Annotated in this window: 20 protein-coding genes; 11 read left to right on the forward strand and 9 right to left on the reverse strand. The window is 71.0% G+C overall.

What is annotated here, in order from left to right; genetic code table 11:
* Positions 1-10 precede the first annotated feature (10 nt).
* The 4 genes from FOZ76_RS15545 to FOZ76_RS15560 all read right to left on the reverse strand — a co-directional run bounded on the left by FOZ76_RS15545 (position 11) and on the right by FOZ76_RS15560 (position 4,304).
* On the reverse strand, positions 11-793 hold the full coding sequence (locus FOZ76_RS15545) for a GntR family transcriptional regulator (RefSeq protein WP_143949180.1): 783 nt from the start codon (positions 791-793) through the stop codon (positions 11-13).
* Between the two features lie 28 nt (positions 794-821).
* Positions 822-2,462 carry an AMP-binding protein gene (locus FOZ76_RS15550; protein ID WP_143949181.1) on the reverse strand — a complete coding sequence of 547 codons (1,641 nt, stop codon included), beginning with the start codon at positions 2,460-2,462 and terminating at the stop codon, positions 822-824.
* Positions 2,459-3,511 (reverse strand): cyclase family protein, encoded by a 1,053-nt coding sequence (locus FOZ76_RS15555; RefSeq protein WP_143949182.1) that lies wholly within the window; start codon positions 3,509-3,511, stop codon positions 2,459-2,461. The genes FOZ76_RS15550 and FOZ76_RS15555 overlap by 4 nt, the downstream gene beginning before the upstream one ends.
* 73 nt (positions 3,512-3,584) lie before the next feature.
* Positions 3,585-4,304, reverse strand: a complete 720-nt coding sequence (locus tag FOZ76_RS15560) for an SDR family oxidoreductase (protein ID WP_143949183.1) — start codon at positions 4,302-4,304, stop codon at positions 3,585-3,587.
* 141 nt (positions 4,305-4,445) lie between these two features.
* Between FOZ76_RS15560 and FOZ76_RS15565 the strand changes: the two genes are divergently transcribed.
* The gene (locus FOZ76_RS15565; protein WP_143949184.1) at positions 4,446-5,396 is read left to right on the forward strand and encodes a tripartite tricarboxylate transporter substrate binding protein; all 951 of its coding nucleotides are present in this window, start codon (positions 4,446-4,448) and stop codon (positions 5,394-5,396) included.
* Positions 5,397-5,535: 139 nt separating this feature from the next.
* Here the strand turns inward: FOZ76_RS15565 and FOZ76_RS15570 are convergent, their stop codons facing one another.
* The gene (locus FOZ76_RS15570) at positions 5,536-8,181 is read right to left on the reverse strand and encodes a heavy metal translocating P-type ATPase (RefSeq protein WP_143949185.1); all 2,646 of its coding nucleotides are present in this window, start codon (positions 8,179-8,181) and stop codon (positions 5,536-5,538) included.
* 139 nt (positions 8,182-8,320) lie between these two features.
* On the reverse strand, positions 8,321-9,208 hold the full coding sequence (locus FOZ76_RS15575) for an MBL fold metallo-hydrolase (protein WP_143949186.1): 888 nt from the start codon (positions 9,206-9,208) through the stop codon (positions 8,321-8,323).
* 70 nt (positions 9,209-9,278) lie between these two features.
* Here FOZ76_RS15575 and FOZ76_RS15580 point away from each other — a divergent pair, with 70 nt between their 5' ends.
* From FOZ76_RS15580 to FOZ76_RS15590, 3 genes are read left to right on the forward strand one after another with little or no spacing between them, the layout of a single operon-like run.
* Positions 9,279-9,626: an ArsR/SmtB family transcription factor gene (locus FOZ76_RS15580; protein ID WP_143949187.1), complete on the forward strand. Its 348-nt coding sequence runs from the start codon at positions 9,279-9,281 to the stop codon at positions 9,624-9,626.
* Complete coding sequence (locus FOZ76_RS15585) at positions 9,623-10,060, forward strand: YeeE/YedE family protein (RefSeq protein WP_143949188.1); 438 nt, start codon at positions 9,623-9,625, stop codon at positions 10,058-10,060. The genes FOZ76_RS15580 and FOZ76_RS15585 overlap by 4 nt, the downstream gene beginning before the upstream one ends.
* 2 nt (positions 10,061-10,062) lie before the next feature.
* Positions 10,063-10,479, forward strand: a complete 417-nt coding sequence (locus FOZ76_RS15590; RefSeq protein WP_143949189.1) for a DUF6691 family protein — start codon at positions 10,063-10,065, stop codon at positions 10,477-10,479.
* Here FOZ76_RS15590 and FOZ76_RS15595 read toward each other — a convergent pair.
* Positions 10,460-11,686 (reverse strand): M20 aminoacylase family protein, encoded by a 1,227-nt coding sequence (locus FOZ76_RS15595; RefSeq protein WP_143949190.1) that lies wholly within the window; start codon positions 11,684-11,686, stop codon positions 10,460-10,462. The genes FOZ76_RS15590 and FOZ76_RS15595 overlap by 20 nt on opposite strands.
* Positions 11,687-11,815: 129 nt before the next feature.
* Between FOZ76_RS15595 and FOZ76_RS15600 the strand changes: the two genes are divergently transcribed.
* Both FOZ76_RS15600 and FOZ76_RS15605 read left to right on the forward strand, forming a co-directional pair.
* The gene (locus FOZ76_RS15600; protein ID WP_143949481.1) at positions 11,816-12,724 is read left to right on the forward strand and encodes a LysR family transcriptional regulator; all 909 of its coding nucleotides are present in this window, start codon (positions 11,816-11,818) and stop codon (positions 12,722-12,724) included.
* A 158-nt stretch (positions 12,725-12,882) separates the two neighbouring features.
* Positions 12,883-13,902: a Bug family tripartite tricarboxylate transporter substrate binding protein gene (locus FOZ76_RS15605; protein ID WP_143949191.1), complete on the forward strand. Its 1,020-nt coding sequence runs from the start codon at positions 12,883-12,885 to the stop codon at positions 13,900-13,902.
* Positions 13,903-13,911: 9 nt separating this feature from the next.
* Here the strand turns inward: FOZ76_RS15605 and FOZ76_RS15610 are convergent, their stop codons facing one another.
* Positions 13,912-14,535, reverse strand: a complete 624-nt coding sequence (locus tag FOZ76_RS15610) for an NnrU family protein (protein ID WP_246129544.1) — start codon at positions 14,533-14,535, stop codon at positions 13,912-13,914.
* Positions 14,536-14,674: 139 nt separating this feature from the next.
* On the opposite strand from FOZ76_RS15610, the gene FOZ76_RS15615 reads away from it, so the two are divergent.
* From FOZ76_RS15615 to FOZ76_RS15630, 4 genes are all read left to right on the forward strand, one after another.
* Complete coding sequence (locus FOZ76_RS15615; protein WP_143949192.1) at positions 14,675-16,054, forward strand: CoA transferase; 1,380 nt, start codon at positions 14,675-14,677, stop codon at positions 16,052-16,054.
* 116 nt (positions 16,055-16,170) lie between these two features.
* Positions 16,171-16,677, forward strand: a complete 507-nt coding sequence (locus FOZ76_RS15620) for a sigma-70 family RNA polymerase sigma factor (RefSeq protein ID WP_143949193.1) — start codon at positions 16,171-16,173, stop codon at positions 16,675-16,677.
* Positions 16,664-17,677: a FecR family protein gene (locus FOZ76_RS15625; RefSeq protein WP_143949194.1), complete on the forward strand. Its 1,014-nt coding sequence runs from the start codon at positions 16,664-16,666 to the stop codon at positions 17,675-17,677. Before FOZ76_RS15620 ends, FOZ76_RS15625 begins: the two co-directional genes overlap by 14 nt.
* Positions 17,678-17,920: 243 nt before the next feature.
* Positions 17,921-20,383, forward strand: coding sequence for a TonB-dependent receptor (locus FOZ76_RS15630; protein ID WP_246129546.1), 2,463 nt, complete (start codon positions 17,921-17,923; stop codon positions 20,381-20,383).
* A gap of 52 nt (positions 20,384-20,435) precedes the next feature.
* Here the strand turns inward: FOZ76_RS15630 and FOZ76_RS15635 are convergent, their stop codons facing one another.
* On the reverse strand, positions 20,436-21,374 hold the full coding sequence (locus tag FOZ76_RS15635; RefSeq protein ID WP_143949195.1) for an alpha/beta hydrolase: 939 nt from the start codon (positions 21,372-21,374) through the stop codon (positions 20,436-20,438).
* 197 nt (positions 21,375-21,571) lie between these two features.
* On the opposite strand from FOZ76_RS15635, the gene FOZ76_RS15640 reads away from it, so the two are divergent.
* Positions 21,572-23,110, forward strand: coding sequence for a flavin-containing monooxygenase (locus tag FOZ76_RS15640; RefSeq protein ID WP_143949196.1), 1,539 nt, complete (start codon positions 21,572-21,574; stop codon positions 23,108-23,110).
* The last annotated feature ends 28 nt before the right edge of the window (positions 23,111-23,138 follow it).

Below are 23,138 nucleotides of genomic sequence, written 5' to 3' on the forward strand. Positions count from 1 at the left end.
ATGAATGCGCTCAGCGGCCCGCGGGCCGCGCGGCTTGGCCTTCGCGCGAAGGGCGCGCGAGCAGGTCCAGTTCGAGCTTGACGAAGCGCGGCGGGAACTCCAGCCGCGCGTAGTAGATGATCTCGCCCCGCGCGCAGGCGTGGCGACGGACCTCGGCCACGGCGTGGCCCACTTCGAGCCGCAGCGCATCGGCCGAGCGGAACCCCGCCTGGATGATGGAGAGCTTCTGGCGCGACTCGCTCACCACCAGGCGCGGGATGCGCGCTATCACCGAGGCCGCGGCGTGGGCCTCGAAGCGGTCCGGGTAGCGCCGGTACAACTGCGCGGCGACGTACACCTCGCTGTAGCAATACGGCACGCCGTCCCGGCTGTGCAGCCGGCACAGGTAGCGATAGGACGGCGCCGGCGCCGCCGTGCAGACCATGCCCATGTCGGGCAGCGTCTGGACCTCGGTGTCGGACGTGACGATGGCATGCGTGCCGAGCAGGTCGCTCAGCGCCACCGCTTCCTCCCAGGTGCTCGGCAGCTCGAGCTCGGCCACGCCGGGCATGCGCCGCTCGACGAAGGTGCCCTTGCCGCGCCCGCGCCGCACCAGCCCCTCGGCTTCGAGCTCGCCCAGCGCGTTGCGCACCGTCATGCGCGACACCTCGTATCTGGCCATGAGGGCCTCGAGCGGCGGGATCTGGCCGTCCACCGGCCACGTGCCGGCCTCGATCATGCCGCGAAACTCCGCGGCCAGTTGCAGATACAAGGGTTGACGGCTGCGGGCGAGCACGGCGGCAGGGGCGGACATGGCAAGGTTTTCCTCGGCGCGACGGCCATCACTGCTGCAGCAGCGCGCGCGCCATTTCCTGGAGTCGGTGACGCTGGACCTTGTTCGAGTTCGCGCTCTGCACGACCGGGAACGCATCCAGGAGCGCGATTCTACGCGGCGTCTTGTAGCGTGCCAGATGCCGCGCGCACTGCGCGATCATGGCCGCTTCGTCCGGCGGCGCCTCGCCCTCGCGCGCGACGACGAAGGCCACCACCACGGTGCGCCCTTCGTACTCCACGCCCACCGCCTGCGCGGCGGCCACGCCCGGCAGCGCGGCGATCTGCTGCTCGATCTCGGCCGGGTGCACGAGAAAACCATTCAGGCGCAAGGCATCGCCCCGGCGGGCGAGGAACACGAAAGTGCGCTCGTCGCTCGCATGGCCCAGGTCGCCCGTGCGGAACCAGCCTTCGTCGTCAAGCGCCTGCGCGGTGGCCTCGGCGTTGCCGAGGTAGCCGCGCATCGCGCTGGGCGCCCGGATCTCCAGTTCGCCGGCCTCGCCGAGGGCGAGCAGCGCGCCGGTCTGCGGATCGCGCACGCGCACGCGGGCGTCGGGCGCGACCAGCCGGCCACCGGCGCGCGCCCGGGTCTCGCGGGGTGCGTCCAGCGGCTGGGCGGCGACCAGCGCCTGCAACTCGCTCGAGCCGTACAGGCCGGCCAGGGGCACGCCCAGGCGCTCGGCACGGTCGAAAAAAGCATCCATCCCCGGCGCGAAGCTCGCAAACCCCACGTAGCGCAGGCTGGACAGATCGTGCTGTGCCGCCTCGGCGGCATCCAGCACACGGGCGATCAGCTCGTTGTTGGCGAAGGTGTGGGTGACACCGGTGCGGGCGACCAGCATCGCCAGCTCGGCCGGGTCCAGGCTCGCGCTCGTCACCAGGCGCGCCCCGCCGCCCAGGGCGGCCAGCGCCGTGGAGAAGCCGAACGCCCCGCACAGCGGCGCCGCCAGCAGCACCGCATCGCCGGCCCGCACGTCGAGCGCGGCGGCGACCGCGGCACCGTGGCGCAGCAGGGTGTCCTGGTCGTGCAGCACCAGCTTGGGGGCCGCCGTCGTGCCGGAGGTGGTGTAGACAATGGCGCCATCGGCCGCGCGGCCCGTCGCCGGCGCGCAGGCCGCGTCGGGCGCCTGGTCGAACGGGGTCACCGGCACACCCGCGATCTCCCGGTCGGACGGCATGGGTTCGCCATACGCGATCACGCCGCGCAGCCCGTCCAGCAGGCCGGCCGGCACCTCGCGCAGGATGTCGCGAAAACCGATCCCGCGATAGTCCGGCCAGCAGGCAAGCCAGCGCGCGCCGGAGCGGGCCACCACGTCGCCCACCTCCTGGCTGCGAAAGCGCGTGTTCAGCGCCACCGCGATCATGCCCAGCCGGGCGCAGGCGAGAAAGCCGACCAGCCAGGCCAGGCCGTTGGGCAGCCACAGCGCCATGCGATCGCCCCGGGCCGCGCCGCGCTCGGCCAGCACGGCCGCCAGGCGCTCGGCCTCGCCGGCCACCTCGCGATAGGTCCATGCGCGCTGAGGCTCGTGCAGGAACACGGCGTCGGGGCTGTCGGCCAGGCGGCGCGCGAGCCAGGCGTGGAAGGTCGCGCCTCCCTCGTGCCCCGAGGCGGTGTGCGCGGCCTCTCGCCCTGTGTCGACGACGGGCTTCATACCGTGGCCACCGGGGTGACGGGCGAGCCCACCGCGCCGGGCAGGCGCAGCGGCGGCGCGGTGAGCAGGAAGCGATTGCGGCCTTCGGCGCGCAGGTACTCGGCCAGCTCGCGCAGGTACCAGAGTTCGGCCAGGGGCAGGCCGAGCTTGAACAGGCAATGGTGGTGCAGCGGCAGCAGCGACTTGCGGCCCTCGCGCTCGCGCGCGGGGTAGGCTTCGACCGCGTAATTATCGGCACAAATGCAGGCGATGCCGCTGTCGGTGATCCACTGCAGCAGGCGTTCGTCCGCGCCGTCGAGCACCGCGCCCGCATTGTGCAGCGTCTCGGCGTCGGCATGGCCGGCGCCGTCCATCACCACATCGGCAAAGCCCGTGCGCAGCACCAGCATGTCGCCCGGCTCCACCGTCACGCCGTCGCGCCGCATCACGTCCTGCAGGATGTCGTAGCCGACGAGGGTGCGCGCCGTGCCGAAGTGCGGCACGAAATCCACCAGCACGCCACGGCCCTGCATGCCCTTGACCGCGAAGTTCTCCACGCCGAGACGGCGCGCGCCCATGCCGTGCGTGCCGCCGCAATCGTGCTCGTGGCCGTCGTCCTCGCCACCCAGCACGTGCTCGCCCGCGCGATAGCCGTTGTAGTAGACCTTGCGTTCCTCGCCCTTGCCCTCGACGTCGAACCAGGCCCCCACGTGCGCGAACGCATCCCATTGGGTCGAATACTGCAGCGTGAGCAGCACCTGGTCGTCGCTGAGCACGTCGATCGACGTCGGGTCCAGGTTCTGCATGGGGAAGTTCATGTACGGCACGCCGTCGCGCTCGGTGGCCGCCAGCCGGGGCGGATGCCGGCGCGCGTTGAGCGCGTTGCCGCCCGGCAGGTCCAGCGGCAGCGACAGGCAGAAGGTCTGCCCGGTGCGCACCTCGCGCACGCCCTTCAACACTTGCTCGGGCGTGAGCAGGTTGACGCGCCCGAGCTGGTCGTCGGGCCCGAAGTCGCCCCAGGTCGAGCCGTCCGGACGGCGCTGCCAGCGCGGTGAGTTCGTGTCTTGCATGGTGTCTCCTTCTCGAATGTGTGCGATGCGGCGCAGGCCGCCTTCAGAAAGTTCCGGCGCGCGGCGCGCCGGTTCACGCCGCGCCGATCGTCATGCCACCGCATACGTAGTGCGTCTGCCCGGTGACGAATCCCGCGCGCGCGTCGAGCAGGTAGGCCGTGGCGTGCGCCACCTCGTCGGGGCGGCCGAGGCGGCCGACCGGTATCGATGCCTCCAGCCTGCGCGTGGATTCGGCGCCCGGCGGGTTGGCCTCGCGAAAGAACTCGGTATCGATGGGCCCCGGCGCCACTGCGTTGACCGTGATGCCCTGCGCCGCCGTCTCCAGCGCCCAGGTGCGGGTCATGCCGATCAGGCCGGCCTTGGTGGCGCTGTAGACGCTGCGCCCGGCCTTGCCCAGCGCCGCGCGCGACGCGATGTTGACGATGCGCCCGATGCCAGCCGCGCGCATGCCGGGCAGCAGCGCCTGGGCGCAGTGAATGGCGGTGGCCAGGTTCATCGTGACGGCCTGCATGAGGTCGGCCTCCTCGATCTCGCCCAGGGCGGCGAGCGGCACCGCGCCCACATTGTTGACCAGCCCGTAGAACGCCCCGTCCGCGGCGAGCGCGCCCAGGGCGGCCTCGGCGGCGGCGCGATCGGACAGATCGACCGCGTGAAACGCCACGCCGTCCAGGCCTGCGGGCGGCGTGCGCGCAAGCCCGACCACCTGGTAGCCGTCGTCGCGCAGGCGCGCGCAGATGGCCTTGCCGATGCCGCGGCTGGCGCCGGTGACCAACACTTTGCGATTGCGGTCCATGTTCTCCTTGCCTTGCTTTTTCGTGATTGGCGCAAGCATACATCATAAAGTTCGCATTTATGATCTATACTGATCGCACCAAACCGCCGACGAGCGGTACCGAGAGTCAGCCCCGACCGACCACGGATTCAAGGAGACACCATGTTCCAACGTACCGCGCTCGCGCTGTGCCTCGCCGCAGCCAGCGCATCCCCCGCCCTCGCCGCCGAGTACCCCAGCCAGCCGATCCAACTGATCGTAGGCTACGGCCCTGGCGGCGGCACCGACGTGTGCGCGCGCGTGCTCGGCCAGCACATAGGCAATACGCTCGGCCAGAGCGTCGTGATCGAGAACCGCCCCGGCGCGGGTTCCTCGCTGTCGATCAACTACGTGGCCCGCCAGAAGCCCGACGGCTACACGCTTGCCACCTTCTCCACCGGCGCCCTGCTCAACCAGTTGCTGCCGGTCGAGACCACCTACGACGTGACCCGGGATCTCACGCCCATCGTCCAGTACGCGCAATACCAGGCCGGCCTGCTGGTGCGCGCGGATTCCGCGTTCCAGTCGGTGGACGACGTGATCGCCGCGGCAAAGCAGGACGCCAAGGCCATCAGCTACAGCACGGCCGGCCTCGGCACGCCGCAGCACCTCACCATGGAACGCCTGGCCGAGATGGCCGGCGTGAGCTGGACCCACGTTCCCTACAAGAGCGGCCCGGAAACCATCACGGCCCTGCTGCGCGGCGACGTGCAGGTGATGTCGCAGACCGCCGAGTGGGTGCCCTATGTGCGCGATGGCCGCCTGCGCCTGCTCGCCACCTACGGCGCCGAGCGCATGCCCGGCTTCGATAGCGCCCCCACGCTGCGCGAAGCGGGCTATGACCTGGTGGCGCCGAGCATCCTGGGCGTCGTGGGCCCGCGCGGCATGTCCGACGATGTCGTGCAGCGCCTGGCCAGCGCCTTCGAGGCGGCCACGCAGACGCCGGAATTCGCCAACTGTGCCGACCAGTTCGGCCTGAAGCCCGACCACATGGCGCCCGAGGTGTTCGGCCGGCATCTGGCCAGCACGCTCGAGGAGTGGGGGCCGGTGGTGAAGGAGCTGGGGCTGGATTAGGTCCCCCCTACGCGCTGACGCGCGCCCCCCAGGGGGCGGCACTGGCGGACCGGCAAAGCCGGATCCGCGGTGCCCTGGATGGCATCATCGCAGTTTCATACGTCGAGGTGGCGCGCAGCGCCATGGATGACAGCGCCGCTCAGGCGCCGGCCCGCGCGACCGCCCCGACGGCGGGCGCGGCGGCGCGGTCGCGCCACGCCAGCAGGCGCAGCGCGTTGGCGACCACGACCAGCGTCGTGCCTTCGTGCAGCGCCACCGCCGGGCCGATGCCCAGGCCCAGGATGGTGGCCGGCACGAGGAAGGCCACCACGCCCAGGCTGATGCACACGTTCTGCAGGATGACGGCGCGCGTGCGCCGGCTCAGCGCCACCGCGAACGGCAGCGCCGAGAGGTCGTCGGCCATCAAGGCCACGTCGGCGGTCTCCAGGGCCACGTCCGAACCCGCGGCCCCCATGGCCACACCCACGGTGGCGTGCGCCATCGCCGGCGCATCATTCACGCCGTCGCCGACCATCGCCACCTTGCCCTGGCGGCGCAAGCGGCGGATCGCTTCGACCTTGTCGTCCGGCAGCAGCCCGCCCAGGGCCTGATCGAGCCCGAGCTCGCGGGCGACCGCGTCGGCCACCGTCGGGTTGTCGCCCGAGATCATCGCCAGCCGCCGCACGCCCAGCGCGCGCAGTCGGGACAGCGCCGCGCGCGCTTCGGGCCGCGCGGTGTCCATGAGAGCGATCACGCCGAGATCGCTGGCGCCCCGGCGCACGACCATGGTGGTGCGCCCGGCCGCCGCGAGCCGCTCGGCCTCGCGGTGCACGGCGGGATCGAGCGGCGCCAGGCCGCCCTCGCCGAACATCGCCGCCTTGCCGATCCACACGGTGTCCTCGCCGATGCGCGCGCGTACCCCGCGTCCGGTCAGGCTTTCCAGCGCCTCGGCGCTCGGTGCGGGCGCCGCCAGCCGGCCGGCGCCGTCCCGCGCGATGGCGCGCGCCAGGGGATGGTCGGACAAGCGCTCGACCGCGACCGCGACGGCGAGCAGGGCCTGCGCATCGACGCCCGGCGCCGGCGCCACGTCCGTGATGCGCGGCCGGCCGATGGTGAGCGTGCCGGTCTTGTCGAAGGCGATGGCGTCGACCGAGCCCAGGTTCTCCAGCGGCCCGCCGCCCTTGACCAGCACGCCGCCGCGAGCCGCGCGCGCCACGCCGGAGAGCACGGCGCTCGGCGTGGCGATCGCCAGCGCACATGGGCTGGCGGCCACCAGCACCGCCATCGCCCGGTAGAAGCTGTCGCGAAACGGCTCGTCCACGACCACCCAGGCGAACAGGAGCAGGACCACCAGCGCCAGCACGGCGGGCACGAACACCCGCTCGAAACGGTCGGTGAAACGCTGGGTCGGCGACTTCTGGGTCTCGGCCTCGCTCACCAGGCGGACCAGGCGCGCCAGGGTGCTGTCGTCCGCTCGGCGGCTCACCTCCACCTCCAGCGTGCCGCTGCCGTTGATGGTGCCGGCGAACACCCGGTTCGCCTCGTCCAGCCGCGCCGGCTGGGCGCGGGCTTCGGCGGGGTCGGCCACCGGCCGCTTGTCCACGGGCACGCTCTCGCCGGTCACCGGCGCCTGGTTGACTGCACTCTCGCCGCGCACGACGAAGCCGTCGGCGGGCAGCCGGGCATCCGCCTTGACCAGCACCACGTCGCCCGGCACCAGCGCCTGGACCGGGGTTTCCCGCCATTGCTCGCCGCGCCGCACCAGCGCACTGTCCGGCGCAAGCTCCGCCAGCGAGCGGATCGCGCGCTCGGCGCGCCCCATGGCGTAGTGCTCGAGAGCGTGGCCCAGGCTGAACAGAAAGAGCAGCAGCGCGCCTTCGGCCCAGGCGCCGAGCGCCGCGGCCCCGGCGGCGGCGACCAGCATCAGCGTGTCGATCTCGAAGCGCCGCAGGCGCAGGTTGTCCAGCGCCTCGGCCAGGGTGAAGAACCCGCCGAAGACGTAGGCGGCGACGAAGCACGCGAGCGCCCAGGCACCGGCGTCGGGCCAGATCTGGCGCAGCAGCAGGCCCAGACCGAGCAAGGCGCCGCAGGCCAGGGAGAAGACGAGTTCGCTGTTGCGCCCGAAGAGGCGCAGGCCATGGCCGTGACCGTGTACGTGGGAATGGGGCTGAGCGTGGGAAGTATCGCGGACGACGGCACCTGCCGGCGTGGCGCCCGCCTCGTCCGCGGGCTCGCGGGCATCGCCGGGTACGCCGTGGTCGTGATGGTCATGGTCGTGATGATGGGGCCGGGCCGCCACGCCCGCGCCGGCCTGCGCCGCCGGTGCAGGCGCCGGCAGTTCGTCGGTTTCGTAGACGGCCGCCACGTGTCCGCCCGGCTGCAGGGTCTGCAGATAGCCGCGCAAGCCGATCGGGTCGATGCGCGCGCGATCGAACTCCACGCGCACCAGGCCGCTCGCGCTGGCTTGCGCCTCCAGCACGCCGGGCAGTTCACGCAGGCGCTCGGCGATGGTGTCGGCGCGCCGCTGGTGCGGAATGTCCAGTCGCCACAGGGCATGGCCGTAGCGCTGCGTGATCTGCGCGCCGGCCGCCCGCACCAGCTCGCGGATGCGCGGCAGCGGCAGTACTGCCGGGTCGTAGTGCACGCAGAGCTGCGCCGCACCGCCGTCGTCCGCCGGCACGACGTGGGCGCTCTCGACGCCGTCGCGCCCCACCAGCTCCGCCGTCAGGCGACTGACGCAGCGGTCCGCTGCGGAATCCACGTCCGGGAGGACGAGCGGAATGTCCAGCCGCAGTTTCTCGGTCATGCCTGGGTCTCCGATGTGCCACGCGGGCCACGGAGCCAGTGTAGGGCCTGTTAACGCGATGGCCCCCTGTGCGTTCGGCCCTGCACCGGGACACGCGGCGGCGCAGCGGTCGACGCCCGGCGCCGGCCCGCCGCATGTCTTACAACAAGTTCATCGGAATCCTGAGGTAGCGCACGCCGTTGGCTTCGGCCGCGGGCAGCTCGCCCGCGCGGATGTTGACCTGGATGGCCGGCAGGATCAGCGTGGGCATGCCCAGCGTGGCGTCCCGGGCGCGGCGCATGGCCACGAAGCCCGCCTCGTCCACGCCGTCGTGCAGGTGGATGTTGCTCGCGCGCTGCTCGGCCACGCTGGTCTCGTGCCGCGGCTCGCGTCCGGGCGGCGGATAGTCGTGGCACATGTACAGGCGCGTGGCGGGCGGCAGCGCCAGCAGCCGGCGCGCGGAATGATAGAGCGCATGCGCATCGCCCCCCGGGAAATCCGCGCGCGCACTGCCCACGTCCGGCATGAACAGCGTGTCGCCGACGAAGACATGGGTGGGCGTGCCCTCCCCGTCTTCGATCGCATAGGCCATGTCCGCTGGCGTGTGGCCGGGCACGTGCAGCGCACGCAGCGTGAGGCGGCCCACCGCGAAGGTCTCGTCGGGCCCGAACAGGTGATCGAATTCGCGGCCGTCGGCGGCATAGCGTTCGCCCGGATGATAGATGCCGCCGAAGACCGCCTGCACGGTGCGGATGGCCGCGCCGATGGCGATCCGCCCGCCCAGCCGTTCGCGCAGGTAGTGCGCCGCCGACAGATGATCCGCGTGAGCGTGCGTCTCGAGCAGCCAGGCCGCCTGCAGGCCGTGCTCGCGCACGTAGCGCAGCACACGGTCGGCCGCAGCGGTGCTGGTGCGCGCCGCCTTCGGATCGAAGTCGAGCACGGGGTCGACGATGGCACAGGCGCCGCCGCCGGTTTCGTGCAGCACATAGGTATACGTGCCGGTCGTCGCATCGTAGAAGGGTTCGACGCGCGGTGCGGGCTGGGACATGACACGGATTCCGTTGGGCAACACCGACAGTATATCCATATATATTATTTATTTTTATATAATGTCGTGCATGAACGCACCCCTACCCACCGCCGCGCTGGCCGGGCAACTGCGCAACTCCGCGCGGCGCGCCTGCGCCCTGCTCAAGGCCATGGCCCACGAAGACCGGCTGCTGCTGCTCTGCCAGCTCGCACAGCAGGAAAGCAATGTGGGCGAACTGCGGGCCGCCACCGGCATCCAGCAGCCCAGCCTGTCGCAACACCTGGGCGTACTGCGCGACGAACGCCTGGTCGCCACCCGGCGCGAGGGCAGGTACATCCGCTACCGCCTGGCCAGCCCCGAGGTGCTCGCCGTCATGCAGGCGCTGTACAGCAGCTTCTGCACGCCGAGCGCCGCCTCCCCTCGCGAGGCGCGATGACCATCGACTGGCAGCACTTCACGCCCTGGGCCTCGTTCGGCGGCGGCCTGCTGATCGGGCTCGCCGCCGCGCTGCTCATCCTGCTCAACGGCCGGGTGGCCGGCATCAGCGGCATCGTCGGCTCCCTGCTCACCCGCATCGGCGCCGGCGAGCGCGGCTGGCGCTGGGCCTTCGTCGCCGGCATGGCCGTCTCGGTATGGGCATGGATCGGCCTGGGCCTGCATACCGCTCCCTATCTGCCGAGCACCGCGCCCTGGCTGGTCGCCGCCGGGCTGCTGGTCGGCCTGGGCACCCGCTATGCCTCGGGCTGCACGAGCGGTCACGGTGTATGCGGTCTCGCGCGCGGCGCGCGGCGCTCCTACGCCGCCACCGGCATCTTCATGCTCGCCGCCTTCGCCACCGTGTTCCTGGTTCGCCACGTCATCGGGGTCTGACCATGCCGCTAGTCACCGCCGCCCTGAGCGGCTTCATCTTCGGCCTGGGCCTGCTCGTCTCGGGCATGGCCGACCCGAACAAGGTGCTGGGTTTCCTCGACCTTGCCGGCGACTGGGACCCATCGCTCGCCTTGGTCATGCTGGGCGCGATCGCCGTCGCGGCGCCGGCCTACGCCTGGGTGCGCCGCCACCAGCGCACACTGACCGGCGCCACGCTCGCCCTGCCCAAGCGGCGCGACATCGACCGCCGCCTGGTCTGGGGCAGCGCGGCCTTCGGCCTGGGCTGGGGCCTGGCGGGCTTGTGCCCGGGGCCCGCCCTGATCAACGCGTTCGCCCTGCATGGGCCGGCGCTGGTTTTCGTCGCCGCCATGCTGGCGGGCATGGGCCTGTACGGCTGGCTCACGCGGCCTGGGCAGTAGCGTCGGGCGCGTCCGCGCCCAGCAGATTGCGCGTGAGCGTCACCCAATAGGCCGCGCCCAGCGCCAGGATGTCGTCGTTGAAGTCGTAGTACGGGTTGTGCACTGGCGGGTTGTCGACGCCCTCGCGCGCCGCACCCACCAGGATGTAGGCGCCGGGCTTGCGTTCCAGCATGTAGGCGAAGTCTTCCGAGCCCATGCGCGGCCGCGTGTTCGCGTTCACCGCATCCGCGCCCACCACGGCCCGGGCCGCCTCGGCGGCGAGCCCGGCCTCGGCCGGCGAGTTCACGCAGGCCGGGTAGCCCTCGAAATGGTCCACCTCGATGCGCGCCCCGCTCAGTTGCGCGACGCCGGCGCAGATGTCGTCGATGCGCATGCGCGCCCGCTGCCGCACCTGCGGCGAGAAACAGCGGCAGGTGCCGCGCAGCGTGACCGCCTCGGGAATCACGTTCCAGGTGTCGCCGCCGTGGATCTGGGTGATGCTCAGCACCAGCGAATCCACCGCGCTGATGTTGCGGCTGACGATGCCCTGCAGCGCTCCGACCAGGGTGGAGGCCGTCACCACCGCGTCGATGCCCGCCTCGGGCTGCGCCGCGTGCGAACCGCGGCCGATGACGCGGATCTCGAAGGTGTCCGAACTCGAAAGCATGGCGCCTTCGCGGATGGCGAAGGTGCCCAGCGGCAGGTTGGGCGCGTTGTGCAGGGCGAACACGCGCTCGCACGGAAACTGCTCGAACAGGCCGTCCTCCAGCATGACGCGGGCGCCGCCGTAGTTCTCCTCGGCCGGCTGGAAGATGAAATGCACGGTGCCGCGCAGGCCGGGCTCGGCGACGATGCGCTGCGCGGCACCGAGCAGCATGGCGGTATGGCCGTCGTGCCCACAGCCGTGCATCTTGCCGGGAATGGTCGAGCAATGGCCCGCCGTGCCCAGTTCCTGCATGTCGAGCGCGTCCATGTCGGCGCGCAGGCCGATGACCGGCCCGTCGCCGCGGCGCAGCGTGCCCACCACGCCGGTGCCGCCCAGGCCGCGATGGATCTCCAGCCCCAGGCCCTGCAGCACCTCGGCCACCTTCTGCGCGGTGCGATGCTCCTCGAACGCGGTCTCGGGGTGCGCGTGGAAATCGTGGCGCCAGGCGCGCATGCGCTCGAGCACGGGTGCGCAGAGCAGTTCGGTGGCGGCCTCGATGGCGCGGGCGGTGTCTGGGGTCATCCTCGTCTCCTGGAGGCGCGCGCGGGCGGCGCACGCGAAGTCCTCCCCATTCTCCCGCAGCGTCGCGCGGTTTCAATGGCAATGAAGACCGCCTATCATTGCATCGAAGACAACAATCGCCATTCCGCCATGGACGACGTTCTCGACCGCAAGCGCGCCCTCTACCTTCAGCAGATCATCGAGACAGGCTCGGTGCGCGCCGCCGCCGAACTGCTCGGCGTGGACGCGTCGGTCGTCAGCCGCGCGGTCGCCCGGCTCGAACAGGACATCGGCGCCACGCTGCTCGAGCGCAGCGGCCGCGGCGTGGTGCCCACCGACGCCGGACGGCTGGTGGCCGTCTTCGCCCGCCGCCAGCAGGACCTGGACGACACCTTCTTCGCCGAGATCAACGATCTGAGGAACGCCAGCCGCGGCCACGTGCAGCTCGTGCTGGGCGAGGGTTTCGTCGACCTGGTCATGGCGCCGGTGCTCAAGCCCTTCGTCGACGAACACCCGGAGATCACCTGTGCGCTGCACGTCTGCGGCACGGACGAAGCGGTGCGTTGGATCGTCGAGGACAAGGCGCACGTGGGCTTCACGTTCCACCCGCCCGACGACGTGCGGCTGCGCTCGCACTACAGCCGGCTGTCGTCCTTTCGCGCCCACGTGCGCAAGGATCACCCGCTCGCGCGCAAGCGCCGGGCGCTGCGCCTGGTCGACCTGCTGCCGTATCGCGGCGCCACGCTGGACGAGAGCTTCGGCGTGCGCAAGCTCATCGCCGCCGCGGAGCTGGAGGAGAACGTTTCCCTGCCCGCGGTCCTGCAGACCAACTCCTTCAAGGTGCTCTGGGAATTCGCCGCGCAGGGCATGGGCTACATCCTGGCGCCGCGCAGCCTGCCCCTGAAAGGCGCGCAGTTGCGCCAGCTCGTCTCGCTGCCGCTGGCCAGCCCGCTGCTCAACCGCAGCCGCATCCATGTGCTGACGCGCGCCGGGCGTCACCTGCCGCCCGCGGCGGCCCAGTTCCTGCGCCACGTCGTACAGGCTATGCCGCACGTCTGAGCCGGCGCGCGGGCGCCTGCGCCGCGGTCCCGCACGCCGGCCGGCGACCGTTGATGAAAGCGCAACAAAGCACGCAATCTGCTGCCATTGGTGCATGCAGAGCGCCTCGCTAGACTCCGTTACAACGGCCCCCGCGGCCCACAGTATCCGGAGCCAGCATGCGTGCATCATCCGTCGTAACCGCCGCCCAGCGGCATCTGCAAACCCGCCGGGCGTTGCTGGCCGCCATCGCCGCGCTGCCTTTCGCCGGCGCGCGCGCGGCCGCGCCCTACCCCACGCTCAAGCCGATCAGCCTGGTGGTGCCCTACCCCGCGGGCGGCGCCAGCGACGCCTCGGCGCGCATCCTGAGCGGGCCCATCGGCGAGAGCCTGGGCCAGCAGGTGATCGTGGAAAACGTGGCCGGGGGCACCGGCATCCTCGGGGCGATGCGCGTGCTGAACACCGGCAGCGACGGCTACGCCATGCTGCACGGCTCGCCCAACGAAGTCATCCTCTCGCCTCTCACCAACAAGGCGGCACGCTATCAGCCGGAAGACTTCCGCCTGACCCAGCCCCTTTCCGAAGTCGTGCTGGTGCTGCTGACGCGCCAGGGGCTGCCGCCCGCCACCCTCGACGAGTTCATCGCCTACGCCCGCGAGCCGCGCAGCAAGCCTCTCACCTATGGCAGCGTGGGGATAGGTTCGCTCTACCACCTGGTGACGGAGCACCTGGGCCAGCGCGTCGGCGCAGATCTGCTGCACGTGCCCTACAAGGGTGCCGCCCCGGTGCTGCAGGACTTGAGCGGCGGCCAGATCGATTTCGCGGTCCTGCCGTTCCAGACCAACATGCTGGGGCTGGTCGAGCAGGGCCGCATGAACCTGCTGACCAGCTTCTCGAACACGCTGCCGCCGCCGCTCGCGCATCTGCCGAAGATCGGCAGCAGCCGCGAAGTGCCGGATTTCGAGTACACCATCGGCGGCGGCTACTTCGTGCCGCGCGACACGCCGCAGGAGGCCGTGGACAAGCTGCGCGTGGCCGTGGGCAGCGCCATCGCCCGGCCGGATATCCGGGAACGCATGGAGGCCGAAGGACGGCTGGTCAAGCAGCCGGGCTCGCAGCAGGAAGCGGACGACTACTTCGCGGCCGAGATCGCCAAGTACCGCAATCTCGTGCAAGCCGTGGGTTTCGAGCCGACCTGACGGTCGGCCTCAGCCGCGCAGCAGCGGCACGCCGATCAGCCAGCGGTGTGCGAACAGCAGGAAGGCGGCATAGACCAGAAGGCCCGAGACGACGGCCACCAGATCGTTCCAGGGCCACGCCGGCGCGCCGGCTATCGAGCGCTTGGGGCGGCGCGACAGCGAGGCGATGTCGGCCAGCGCCCACAGGCCGAACACGCCGAACAGCAGAACGTCGGCGAGATTGCCGTTGGCGAGCAGGTGCGCACAGGCCCACAGCACCGTGGCGATCAGCATCGGGTGGCACAAGGCATGCGCGATGCGGCCCGGCAGGTAGGCCGCCAGAATCAGCGGAAACACCGGCACCATCAGCAGCATTGCCAGGTGCCGGCCGGCGCCCGGCGGCGTATAGAGGAGATAGGGCGCATACCTGGACAGGCCGTAGCCATAGACGATCATGGCCAGACCGATGATCGAGACCAGGGCGTACATGGCTTTCCAGGGCCCCTCGCTGCCCAGGCGGCGGATCGCCGCCGTGCGAGTGCCAGGCCGTACGATCTCGATCGAATGGATGCCGAAGAACAGAATCAAGCCGACGATGAGCCAGGTCATGGACGGTGCGCACAGATAGCCGGAGTGCGTCGATGATAGCGGCATTCGGCGGTGGCCGGCAGTGTGCCCGCCGTCTTTCGACGGCGCGCCGGGGGTGCGCGGTGTGTGCCCGCCGCGCCCGTTCTCCATTAGCATGAGCAGGACACCGCCCTACTGCCGGCGTCCAGCCCCGAGGATCTGCGCCATGCCGTCGTCCACCGCCACGCTCGCCGCTCTCTGGCAACTCGCCGGCCTGCCCGGCTCCGCCCTCGAGCAAGCTCGATTGAGCGGCCGGGACCCGGTCTTCCCGTCCAGCTTTCCGGTCGCGCTGGCGGCCCAGGCGAGCCTGGCCGCCGCGGGCCTGGCGGCGTGTGAATTCGCGCACGCGCGAGACGCGCAGCGTCAGCAGGTGGCGGTCGACGCCACGCACGCCGCGGTGGAGTCGACCGGCTGGTTCAGCCTGGACGGCACGGTACCCGACATCTGGGACCCGATCACGGGCCTGTATCGCACGGCCGACGGCCACGTGCGCATCCACGCCAACTTCGCGCACCATCGCGACGGGGCGCTGCGCCTGCTGGGGCTGGAGCCGGCGCGCGCCACGCGCGCCGACGCCGAACAGGCACTGCTGGACTGGAAGGCACTGGAATTCGAGGCGGCGGCCGCCAGCCGCGGCCTGGTGTGCACGGCGCTGCGCACCTTCGCGCAATGGGATGCCACGCCGCAAGGCGAAGCGCTGGCGGCCCAGCCGTTGATGCGGTTCACGCGCATCGGCGATGCGCCGCCACGCAGTTGGAGCCGGCCCGCCGCGAACGACCCGCCGCTGCACGGCGTGCGCGTGCTCGACCTCACGCGCATTCTGGCCGGCCCGGTCGGCGGCCGCACGCTGGCCGCCCTGGGCGCCGACGTCATGCTGGTGAACTCGCCCCGCTTGCCGAACATCGCGGCGATCGCCGACACCAGCCGCGGCAAGCGTTCGGCACACGTCGATCTGCACACCCCGACCGGCAGGCAGACGCTATGGCGTCTCGTCGACGAAGCGCACGTCTTCTCGCAGGGCTATCGTCCCGGCGGCCTGGCCGCGCTCGGCTTCTCGCCGCAGGCGCTGGCACAAAAGCGCCCCGGCATGGTCTGCGTCTCGCTCACGGCCTACGGCACCCAGGGGCCATGGGCCGGGCGCCGCGGCTTCGACTCGCTGGTGCAGACGGCCATGGGCTTCAACCATGCCGAGGGGGAAGCCGAAGGCAAGGGCAGGCCCCGCCCCATGCCGATGCAGATCCTGGACCAGGCCACCGGCTTGCTCATGGCCTTCGGCGCCAGTGCCGCGCTCTGGCGGCAGACGCAGGAAGGCGGCAGTTGGCAGGTCGACGTCTCGCTGGCCCAGACCGCCCAGTGGCTGCGCGGCCTGGGCCGGGTCGAGGACGGGCTGGCGGCCCAGCCGCCCGCCATCGAACCCTATCTCGAAGACAGCGCATCGGGCTTCGGCGCCCTGCGGGCAGTGCGCCCGGCCGTGCAGTTGAGCCGCACCGCCGCCCGCTACGCGCGCCCGTCGGTCCCGCCGGGCAGCGACGCGCCGGTGTGGTAGCGCGCAGCGGGCACGCCAGCGCCGAGGGGCGCCCGCCTGTGCCCCCGTTGGCATAAGAATGAGAATAAGTATTAGAATCAAACGTTCTATTTCAAGCGCCTACGTCCGCTCGCCCCATGCCCCGCGCTGCCTACCCCCGAAAAGACTGGCTCGCCCACTACGCCGAGCTGATCGGCCGGTGGCGCCGCGGCGGGCGCGGGCGCGAGGACGGCGAGGACGCCATGCACGACACCGTGCTCGGCATGCTGGAAGGCGGTGTGGGCGCGATCTGCGATCCACGGGCGTACATGGCGCGCGGCACCTCGAACCGTCTGATCAGTTGGCACCGCCACGTCAACGCGCTCGAATTCACCTCGCTGGACGCCATGAGCGACGCGGAGCATCCCAGCATGCCCGGCGCGGACGGCGGGATCCGCTTCCAGCAGTTGGCCGACGCCCTCGCCGAAGCCCTCGAGGAACTGCCGCTCAAGTGCCGGCAGGTCTATGTCATGTGCCGACTGGAAGGCTGGAGCCACAGCGAGATCGCGCGCGAAATGGGGCTCTCGCGCAGCATGGTCGAGAAATACATGACCCGTTCCGTGCGCCACATCAACGTCCGTCTGCAGAACCATGGGCCGTACTGACGACGGCACGCCCTCGCCAGACGCAGGCGCAGCCGACCCGCTCGAACGTCCGGGCGACGCCGCGCACTGGTTCGCGCGCATGCAGTCGGGCGAGACGAGCGCCCAGGACCGCCGCGACTTCGATGCCTGGTGCGCGGCCGACCCCGCACATCTACGCGATTACCGGCGTCTGCTCGCGCAATGGCAGGTGGCGGCTCTCGTGCCCCGCCAGCGGCTGCACAGGCTCATGCAGGCCGCATCCACACCCGCCGTACCGCCCGATCCGTCTCGCCGGCGCTTCGGCCTGGCCGCCGGCGCCCTGGCGCTCGCCGCCGCGGCGGGGCTGGCCGCGCACGCTCTGCGCCCGACCGACCGCGTGAGCCTGGCGCTCGCCACCCCCCAGGGCGAACGGCGCGAGGTCATCCTGCCGGACGGCTCGACGGTGCATTTGAACGCGGCCACCGAGCTGGCCGTCCGTTTCGATCACAGCCAGCGCCACGTCGAGCTGCTGCGCGGCGAGGCCTTCTTCACGGTGCGGCACGATGCCGGCCGTCCCTTCGTGGTGGACGGCGGCCTCGGCCAGGTGACCGTGACCGGCACGCGCTTCGATGTGCGGCGCGATGCCGACGCCCTGCGCGTCACGGTGGCCTCGGGTTCGGTGCGCCTGCAGTCGGGCCCGTGGTGGCACGCGGGCGAGCGCCGCCTGACGGCCGGCCAGCAGGCGCTCGCCTATGCGGACCGCACGCTCAGCGAGGCGGTCAAGGTGGACGTCGACCAATCGCTGGCCTGGCAGCGCGGCAAGGTGATCTTCAACGACGCACCGCTCGCAACGGTCATCGACGAGATGAACCGCTACCTGCCGCAGCCCGCACGTCTGCAGGCATTGGGCCTGGCGCAGTACCGCGTGTCCGGGATCTTCGGTGTGGACGATCCCGATGCCCTGCTCGACGCCCTCCCCGCCATTGCGCCCGTGACCGTCTTGCGCCTGGGCGACGGCCGCGTGGCAGTGCTCGCACGCTGAGGCGGCGGGATAAGCCCGTCGCGCCAGTGCGGCGCATCCACGGCGGGAGCCGCGCCCGATACCTGCCCGCGCCGCCTCGGACACGCGCTCGCCTTTGGCCTGTTACAAAATAGTATCGATTCTCATTACGGTTAAACAGGGTGTCATGCGTCTGGAGAGTAAGAGGCGCGGCGACGCCGGCCTCCAGACACCGATTCCCGCGCGGGCGAGCCCCGCGTCTTCTCTATACCGGAAACGCGCATTGTGAACACCGTCTTCTGCCGGCCCAGCCGGCCCCTGCCGCTACGCACCTTCACCGGCCGCATGAGCGCGCTCGCCGTCGCGCTCGCCCTGGCCCTGGCGGCCGCCCCCGCTCCGACGCTGGCGCAGGAAGCGCCCGCCCGCGTGGACATCCCGGCACAGCCGCTGGGCGACGCGCTGCTGCAACTGGGCGAACAGACCTCCCTGCAGATCTTCTTCGCCCAGGACGTGGTGAGCGGATTGAACGCCCGTCCGGTGTCCGGCACGCTGGCGCCGGAAGCCGCCCTGCGCGTCCTGCTGCAGGGCACGGGCATCGACTACGTGCGCAACGGCAACAATGTCACGCTCTCGCGCGCCAGCGCCACGGGCGCTGCGAACGCCGCGGGCGCGGGCGCCACGGATGTCGCCCAGCTCGCCGCCGTCACCGTGAGCGCCGGCATCCTGGGCGACCTGGCCCCGGCCTATGCGGGCGGCCAGGTGGCGACCGGCGGCAGCCTGGGCCTGCTCGGCTCCGAAGACGTGATGGATACGCCGTTCAGCACGGTCAACTACACGTCCGAACTGCTCTACGACCAGCAGGCGCGCACACTGGCCGATGTGGTGGTCAACGACGCTTCCGTGCGCGGCCTGACCTCCACGGGCGGCTTCGGCGAGGATTTCCAGATCCGCGGCTTTCCGGTCGGCAGCGGCGACGTGAGCGTGAACGGGCTGTACGGCCTGGTGTCCTCCAGCCGGGTGCCGGTGCAGATCCTCGAGCGCGTCGAAGTCCTCAAGGGGCCGGGCGCCTTCATGCGCGGCATCCCGCCCAACGGCAGCGTGGGCGGCGCCATCAACGTCGTCGCCAAGCGTGCGGACGACGAACCGCTGGCGCGCGCCACGCTGGGCTACATGAGCAAGTCCAACGTCACCGGCCAGATCGACCTGGGCCGCCGCTTCGGCGAGGACAACGCCTGGGGCGTGCGCTTCAACGGCGTCAAGCGCGGCGGCGAGGCCACGCTGCGCGACGGCAAGCAGGGCCTGGACATGGGCGCCGTCGGCGTGGACTACCGCGGCGACCGCCTGCGCTGGTCGCTGGACGCGATCCACCAGGAAGACGTGCTGGAGAACATCCGCTCGCAGATCGGCTGGCAGGACGACGTCAGCGAGTTGCCCGCCCCGCCCGACGGACGCACCAACTTCTATCCCGGCACGCGCCTCACGCAGCGCGACAGCACGGTGATGTCCCGGCTCGAATACGACTTCACCGACCGCATCACCGGCCACGTCGCCCTGGGTTATCGCGACGGCGACGTGCGCCAGATCTTCCCGGTCACGGTGGCTGCCGGCCTTCCGGCGCAACGCCTGTCGGTGGACAGCGACGGCAATTTCAACGTCGTCAGCACCTACTACGACTCCTACACCAAGACCTTCAGCGGCGACGCTGGCCTGACGGCACGCTTCAATACCGGCAGCGTCGGCCACCGCGTGGCCCTGGGCATGACCTACCTCGACCAGGAGGCCGGCAACCTGTACACCCGGGGCGACGACACCGTAGCCTCGAACATCTACGATCCTGTGCCGATCCCGCCGCTGCCGGGTACGCGCGGCGAGCCGCCGAAGGTGTCGGACACTGCGCTGACCAGCATCGCCATCTCCGATACCGTGTCCTTCGCCGACGACCGTGTGCTGCTGACGCTCGGTGCGCGCCGCCAGACCGTGGACGTGGACAGCTACAACGCGGCCGGCGCAGTCACCTCGGGCTACCGCGCCAGCGCCGTCTCGCCCGTGGCGGGCATCGTGGTCAAACCCTGGGACAACGTCTCGGTCTACGCCAACTTCACGCAGGGCCTGACGCGCGGCACCGTCGTCGGGGAGCAGTACGAGAACCGCGGCGAAGTGCTCGCACCCTTCAAATCCAAGCAGTACGAGACCGGCGTCAAGGTCGATTGGGGCAAGCTGACCACCACCGCCGCGCTGTACCAGATCGCCCGGCCCGCCGGTCAGGCCGACACCGAGAACAACATCTACGGCTACTTCGGCGAGCAGCGCAACCGGGGCCTCGAGCTGACCGCCTACGGGGAGATCATGCCCAGCCTGCGCCTGCTGGCGAGCGCTGCCTTCATCGACAGCGAGCTCACGAAGACGCAAGGCGGCCTGAACCAGGGCAACCGCCCCTCGGGCGTACCGACCAGCACCTACAACCTCGGGCTGGACTGGGACACGCCGTGGGTGGATGGCCTCAGCCTGAACGGCCGCGTGATCCGGACTTCCTCGGTGTACCTCAACAACAACAATACGCTGGGCCTGTCCGGCTACACCCGCTTGGACGTGGGTGCGCGCTACCGCACCGAGATCGCCGGCAAGGAGGTCGTGCTGCGCGCGAACATCGAGAACCTCGCCGACAAGCGCTACTGGCTGGCCTCGGGCTCGTTCGTCACCAACGCGGCGGGCCGCACCTACATGCTGTCGGCCTCGGTCAACTACTGAGCTTCGCCAGCTCGGGCGCGGCGACCGGCGGCACGCCGCCGCCGCGCCCGCGTCACGCCAGCGCGCGGCGCAGCTCGTTGGCGCAAAGCTGCACCGCCGTCTCGGTTTCGTCGAACGCCTTGCCCATGGTGATGAAGCCGTGGATCATGCGTTCGAAGCTGACCAGCGTGGCGCGGTTGCCGGCCTCCGTGAGGCGCTGCGCGTAGTACAGCCCCTCGTCGCGCAGCGGGTCGTAGCCCGCGGTGATCACCAGCGCCGGCGGCAGTCGGGCGAGATCCTCGTGCAGCAGCGGCGACGCCCGCCAGTCGGTATCGTGGCGGTCGTCGATCAGGTAGTGGTCGTGAAAGTACGTCATGGTGTCGCGCGTCAGCACATACCCGTCGCCGTTGGTCTCGTGCGAGGGCGTCCCGCGCCGCTGGTCGGTGGCCGGGTAGATCAGCAACTGGAAGGCGATGCGCGGCATGTCGGCGTGATCGCGGGCGTACAGGCTCGCCACGGCCGCGAGGTTGCCGCCGGCGCTGTCGCCGCCCACCGCCAGGCGCGAGGCATCCAGGCCGAGCCGCCCGGCCTCGGCGGCCACCCAGCGCGTGGCGGCAAGGCAATCGTCCACCGCGGCCGGAAAGCGGTGCTCCGGCGCCAGCCGGTAATCCACCGCCACCACCGCGCAGCCCGAGGCCTGGGCCAATTGTCGGCACAAGGTATCGTGAGTCTGCAGATCGCCGATCACCCAGCCGCCGCCGTGGTAATAGACCAGCACCGGCAGCCGGCCCTGCTGCGGCGTGCTCGCCGCATACAGGCGCAGCGCAATGGGGCCGTGGGGCCCCGGCGCCGACAGATCCTCCACCCGGGCGAGCGCCGGCGGCTCGGGCTGGGTCAATGCCCCGCGTTCACGGTACTGCTGGCGCGCCGCCTCCGGCGGCTGAGTATGGATCGGCGCAATGCCGCGCTCGGCCATGAGGTCGATCAGAACGCGCGCCTGGGGATGCAGCATGGGTAGGTCTCCTGGGGCGGCCCGCGCGAATCCCGATTGCGCCGCGCGGCCTTCTTTGTAAGAATTGTCTGGAACAACGATCCACCTGGTACAAAGTAGAGTCCGGCCGATTCGGTTGTCAAGCCGCGTCGCGCAGCTCGGACACAACAGTACCCGCGCCCTCCGGCAGCGGGCACGCCACCAAGGAGACAGCAGCGATGCGGGATCAAGTCACTCCCGGGACATCCGCCCCGGGCATGCCGGCCGCCGAGCACGTCGACGTGCTCGTGCTGGGCGCGGGCATTTCCGGCATCGGCGCCGGCCATCATCTGCGCACCCAATGCCCAAAGCGCAGCTTCGTCATCGTCGACGAGCAGGACGGCTACGGCGGCACGTGGTGGACGCACCGCTACCCCGGCGTGCGCTCCGACAGCGAGCTCTACACCTTCGGCTATCGCTTCAAGCCGTGGTCCGGCCCGCCCATCGCCACCGGCGCCGAGATCCTCGACTACCTCGGCGAGGTGGTGCGCGAGGACGAGCTCGAACCGCGCATGCGGCTGCGCCACCGCGTGCTGTCGGCGAACTGGTGCAGCGAGCGCGCCCGCTGGACGGTCGAGGGCCGCCGCACCGATACCGGCGAGCCGTTCCGCTACACCGCCTCCTTCCTCTGGATGGGCCAGGGCTACTATCGCCACGACCAGGGCTACACGCCGACCTGGCCGGGCATGGAGGATTTTCGCGGCCCCGTCATCCATCCGCAGCAGTGGCCCGACGATCTCGACCTCACGGGCAAGCGCGTGGTGCTGATCGGCTCGGGCGCCACCGCCGCCACCGTGCTGCCCGCGCTGGCCGGCCAGTGCGAGCACATCACCATGCTGCAGCGCTCGCCCACGTATTTCGTCACCAAGCGCAACGTCAACGAGCTGGCCGACCTGCTGCGCGAGCTGGACATCCCCGCCGAATGGACCCACGAGATCGTGCGGCGCAAGGTGCTCAAGGAACAGCGCGAGGTGATCCGGCGCTCGTTCGAGGAGCCCGACGCATTGCGCCGCGAGCTGCTCGCCGGCGTGCGCCAGCATCTCGGTTCGGACGAACTCGTCGAGAAGCACTTCACGCCCAGTTACCGGCCCTGGCAGCAGCGCATCGCCTTCGTGCCCGATGCTGACCTCTTCGGGGCGATCCGCACGGGCCAGGCCTCGGTGGTCACCGACACCATCGAGCGCTTCGAGCCCGACGGCATCCGCCTCGCCTCGGGCGAGTTCCTGCCCGCCGACGTCGTCATCAGCGCCACCGGTCTGAACCTGAGCGTGATGGGCGACATCGCCTTCGCAGTCGACGGCGGGCCCGTCGACTTCTCGCGCACGGTGGGCTATCTCGGCGCCATGTTCACCGACGTGCCCAACCTGATATGGGTGTTCGGCTACTTCCGCGCGAGCTGGACGCTGCGCGTGGACCTGCTCGCCGACTTCATGTGCCGCCTGCTCGCGCACATGGACGAGATCGGCGCCAGCCAGGTCATGCCGCAGTTGCGGCCCGAAGACGGCGACATGACGCTGCTGCCCTGGGTGGACGCCGCCAACTTCAACCCCGGCTACCTCATGCGCATCCTGGACCGCCTGCCGCGCCAGAGCAGCCGCGCGCCGTGGCGCCACACCCAGGACTACTGGGAAGACCAGCGCGAACTCGCCAGCGCCGCGCTGGACGACGGCACGCTGGTCTACGGCATGCCCCCGCAGCCCTTGCGGCGCACGGCATGAGCGCTCCCGCCCGGCCGCCCGAAGGGAG

The sequence above is a fragment of the Verticiella sediminum genome (assembly GCF_007558815.1).
Classification (GTDB): domain Bacteria; phylum Pseudomonadota; class Gammaproteobacteria; order Burkholderiales; family Burkholderiaceae_B; genus Verticiella; species Verticiella sediminum.

Bases quoted from the DNA above. Each gene is read 5' to 3' on its own strand.
- FOZ76_RS15545 (WP_143949180.1), bottom strand. From the start codon at position 793: ATGTCCGCCCCTGCCGCCGTGCTCGCCCGCAGCCGTCAACCCTTGTAT.
- FOZ76_RS15550 (WP_143949181.1), bottom strand. From the start codon at position 2,462: ATGAAGCCCGTCGTCGACACAGGGCGAGAGGCCGCGCACACCGCCTCG.
- FOZ76_RS15555 (WP_143949182.1), bottom strand. From the start codon at position 3,511: ATGCAAGACACGAACTCACCGCGCTGGCAGCGCCGTCCGGACGGCTCG.
- FOZ76_RS15560 (WP_143949183.1), bottom strand. From the start codon at position 4,304: ATGGACCGCAATCGCAAAGTGTTGGTCACCGGCGCCAGCCGCGGCATC.
- FOZ76_RS15565 (WP_143949184.1), top strand. From the start codon at position 4,446: ATGTTCCAACGTACCGCGCTCGCGCTGTGCCTCGCCGCAGCCAGCGCA.
- FOZ76_RS15570 (WP_143949185.1), bottom strand. From the start codon at position 8,181: ATGACCGAGAAACTGCGGCTGGACATTCCGCTCGTCCTCCCGGACGTG.
- FOZ76_RS15575 (WP_143949186.1), bottom strand. From the start codon at position 9,208: ATGTCCCAGCCCGCACCGCGCGTCGAACCCTTCTACGATGCGACGACC.
- FOZ76_RS15580 (WP_143949187.1), top strand. From the start codon at position 9,279: ATGAACGCACCCCTACCCACCGCCGCGCTGGCCGGGCAACTGCGCAAC.
- FOZ76_RS15585 (WP_143949188.1), top strand. From the start codon at position 9,623: ATGACCATCGACTGGCAGCACTTCACGCCCTGGGCCTCGTTCGGCGGC.
- FOZ76_RS15590 (WP_143949189.1), top strand. From the start codon at position 10,063: ATGCCGCTAGTCACCGCCGCCCTGAGCGGCTTCATCTTCGGCCTGGGC.
- FOZ76_RS15595 (WP_143949190.1), bottom strand. From the start codon at position 11,686: ATGACCCCAGACACCGCCCGCGCCATCGAGGCCGCCACCGAACTGCTC.
- FOZ76_RS15600 (WP_143949481.1), top strand. From the start codon at position 11,816: ATGGACGACGTTCTCGACCGCAAGCGCGCCCTCTACCTTCAGCAGATC.
- FOZ76_RS15605 (WP_143949191.1), top strand. From the start codon at position 12,883: ATGCGTGCATCATCCGTCGTAACCGCCGCCCAGCGGCATCTGCAAACC.
- FOZ76_RS15610 (WP_246129544.1), bottom strand. From the start codon at position 14,535: ATGCCGCTATCATCGACGCACTCCGGCTATCTGTGCGCACCGTCCATG.
- FOZ76_RS15615 (WP_143949192.1), top strand. From the start codon at position 14,675: ATGCCGTCGTCCACCGCCACGCTCGCCGCTCTCTGGCAACTCGCCGGC.
- FOZ76_RS15620 (WP_143949193.1), top strand. From the start codon at position 16,171: ATGCCCCGCGCTGCCTACCCCCGAAAAGACTGGCTCGCCCACTACGCC.
- FOZ76_RS15625 (WP_143949194.1), top strand. From the start codon at position 16,664: ATGGGCCGTACTGACGACGGCACGCCCTCGCCAGACGCAGGCGCAGCC.
- FOZ76_RS15635 (WP_143949195.1), bottom strand. From the start codon at position 21,374: ATGCTGCATCCCCAGGCGCGCGTTCTGATCGACCTCATGGCCGAGCGC.
- FOZ76_RS15640 (WP_143949196.1), top strand. From the start codon at position 21,572: ATGCGGGATCAAGTCACTCCCGGGACATCCGCCCCGGGCATGCCGGCC.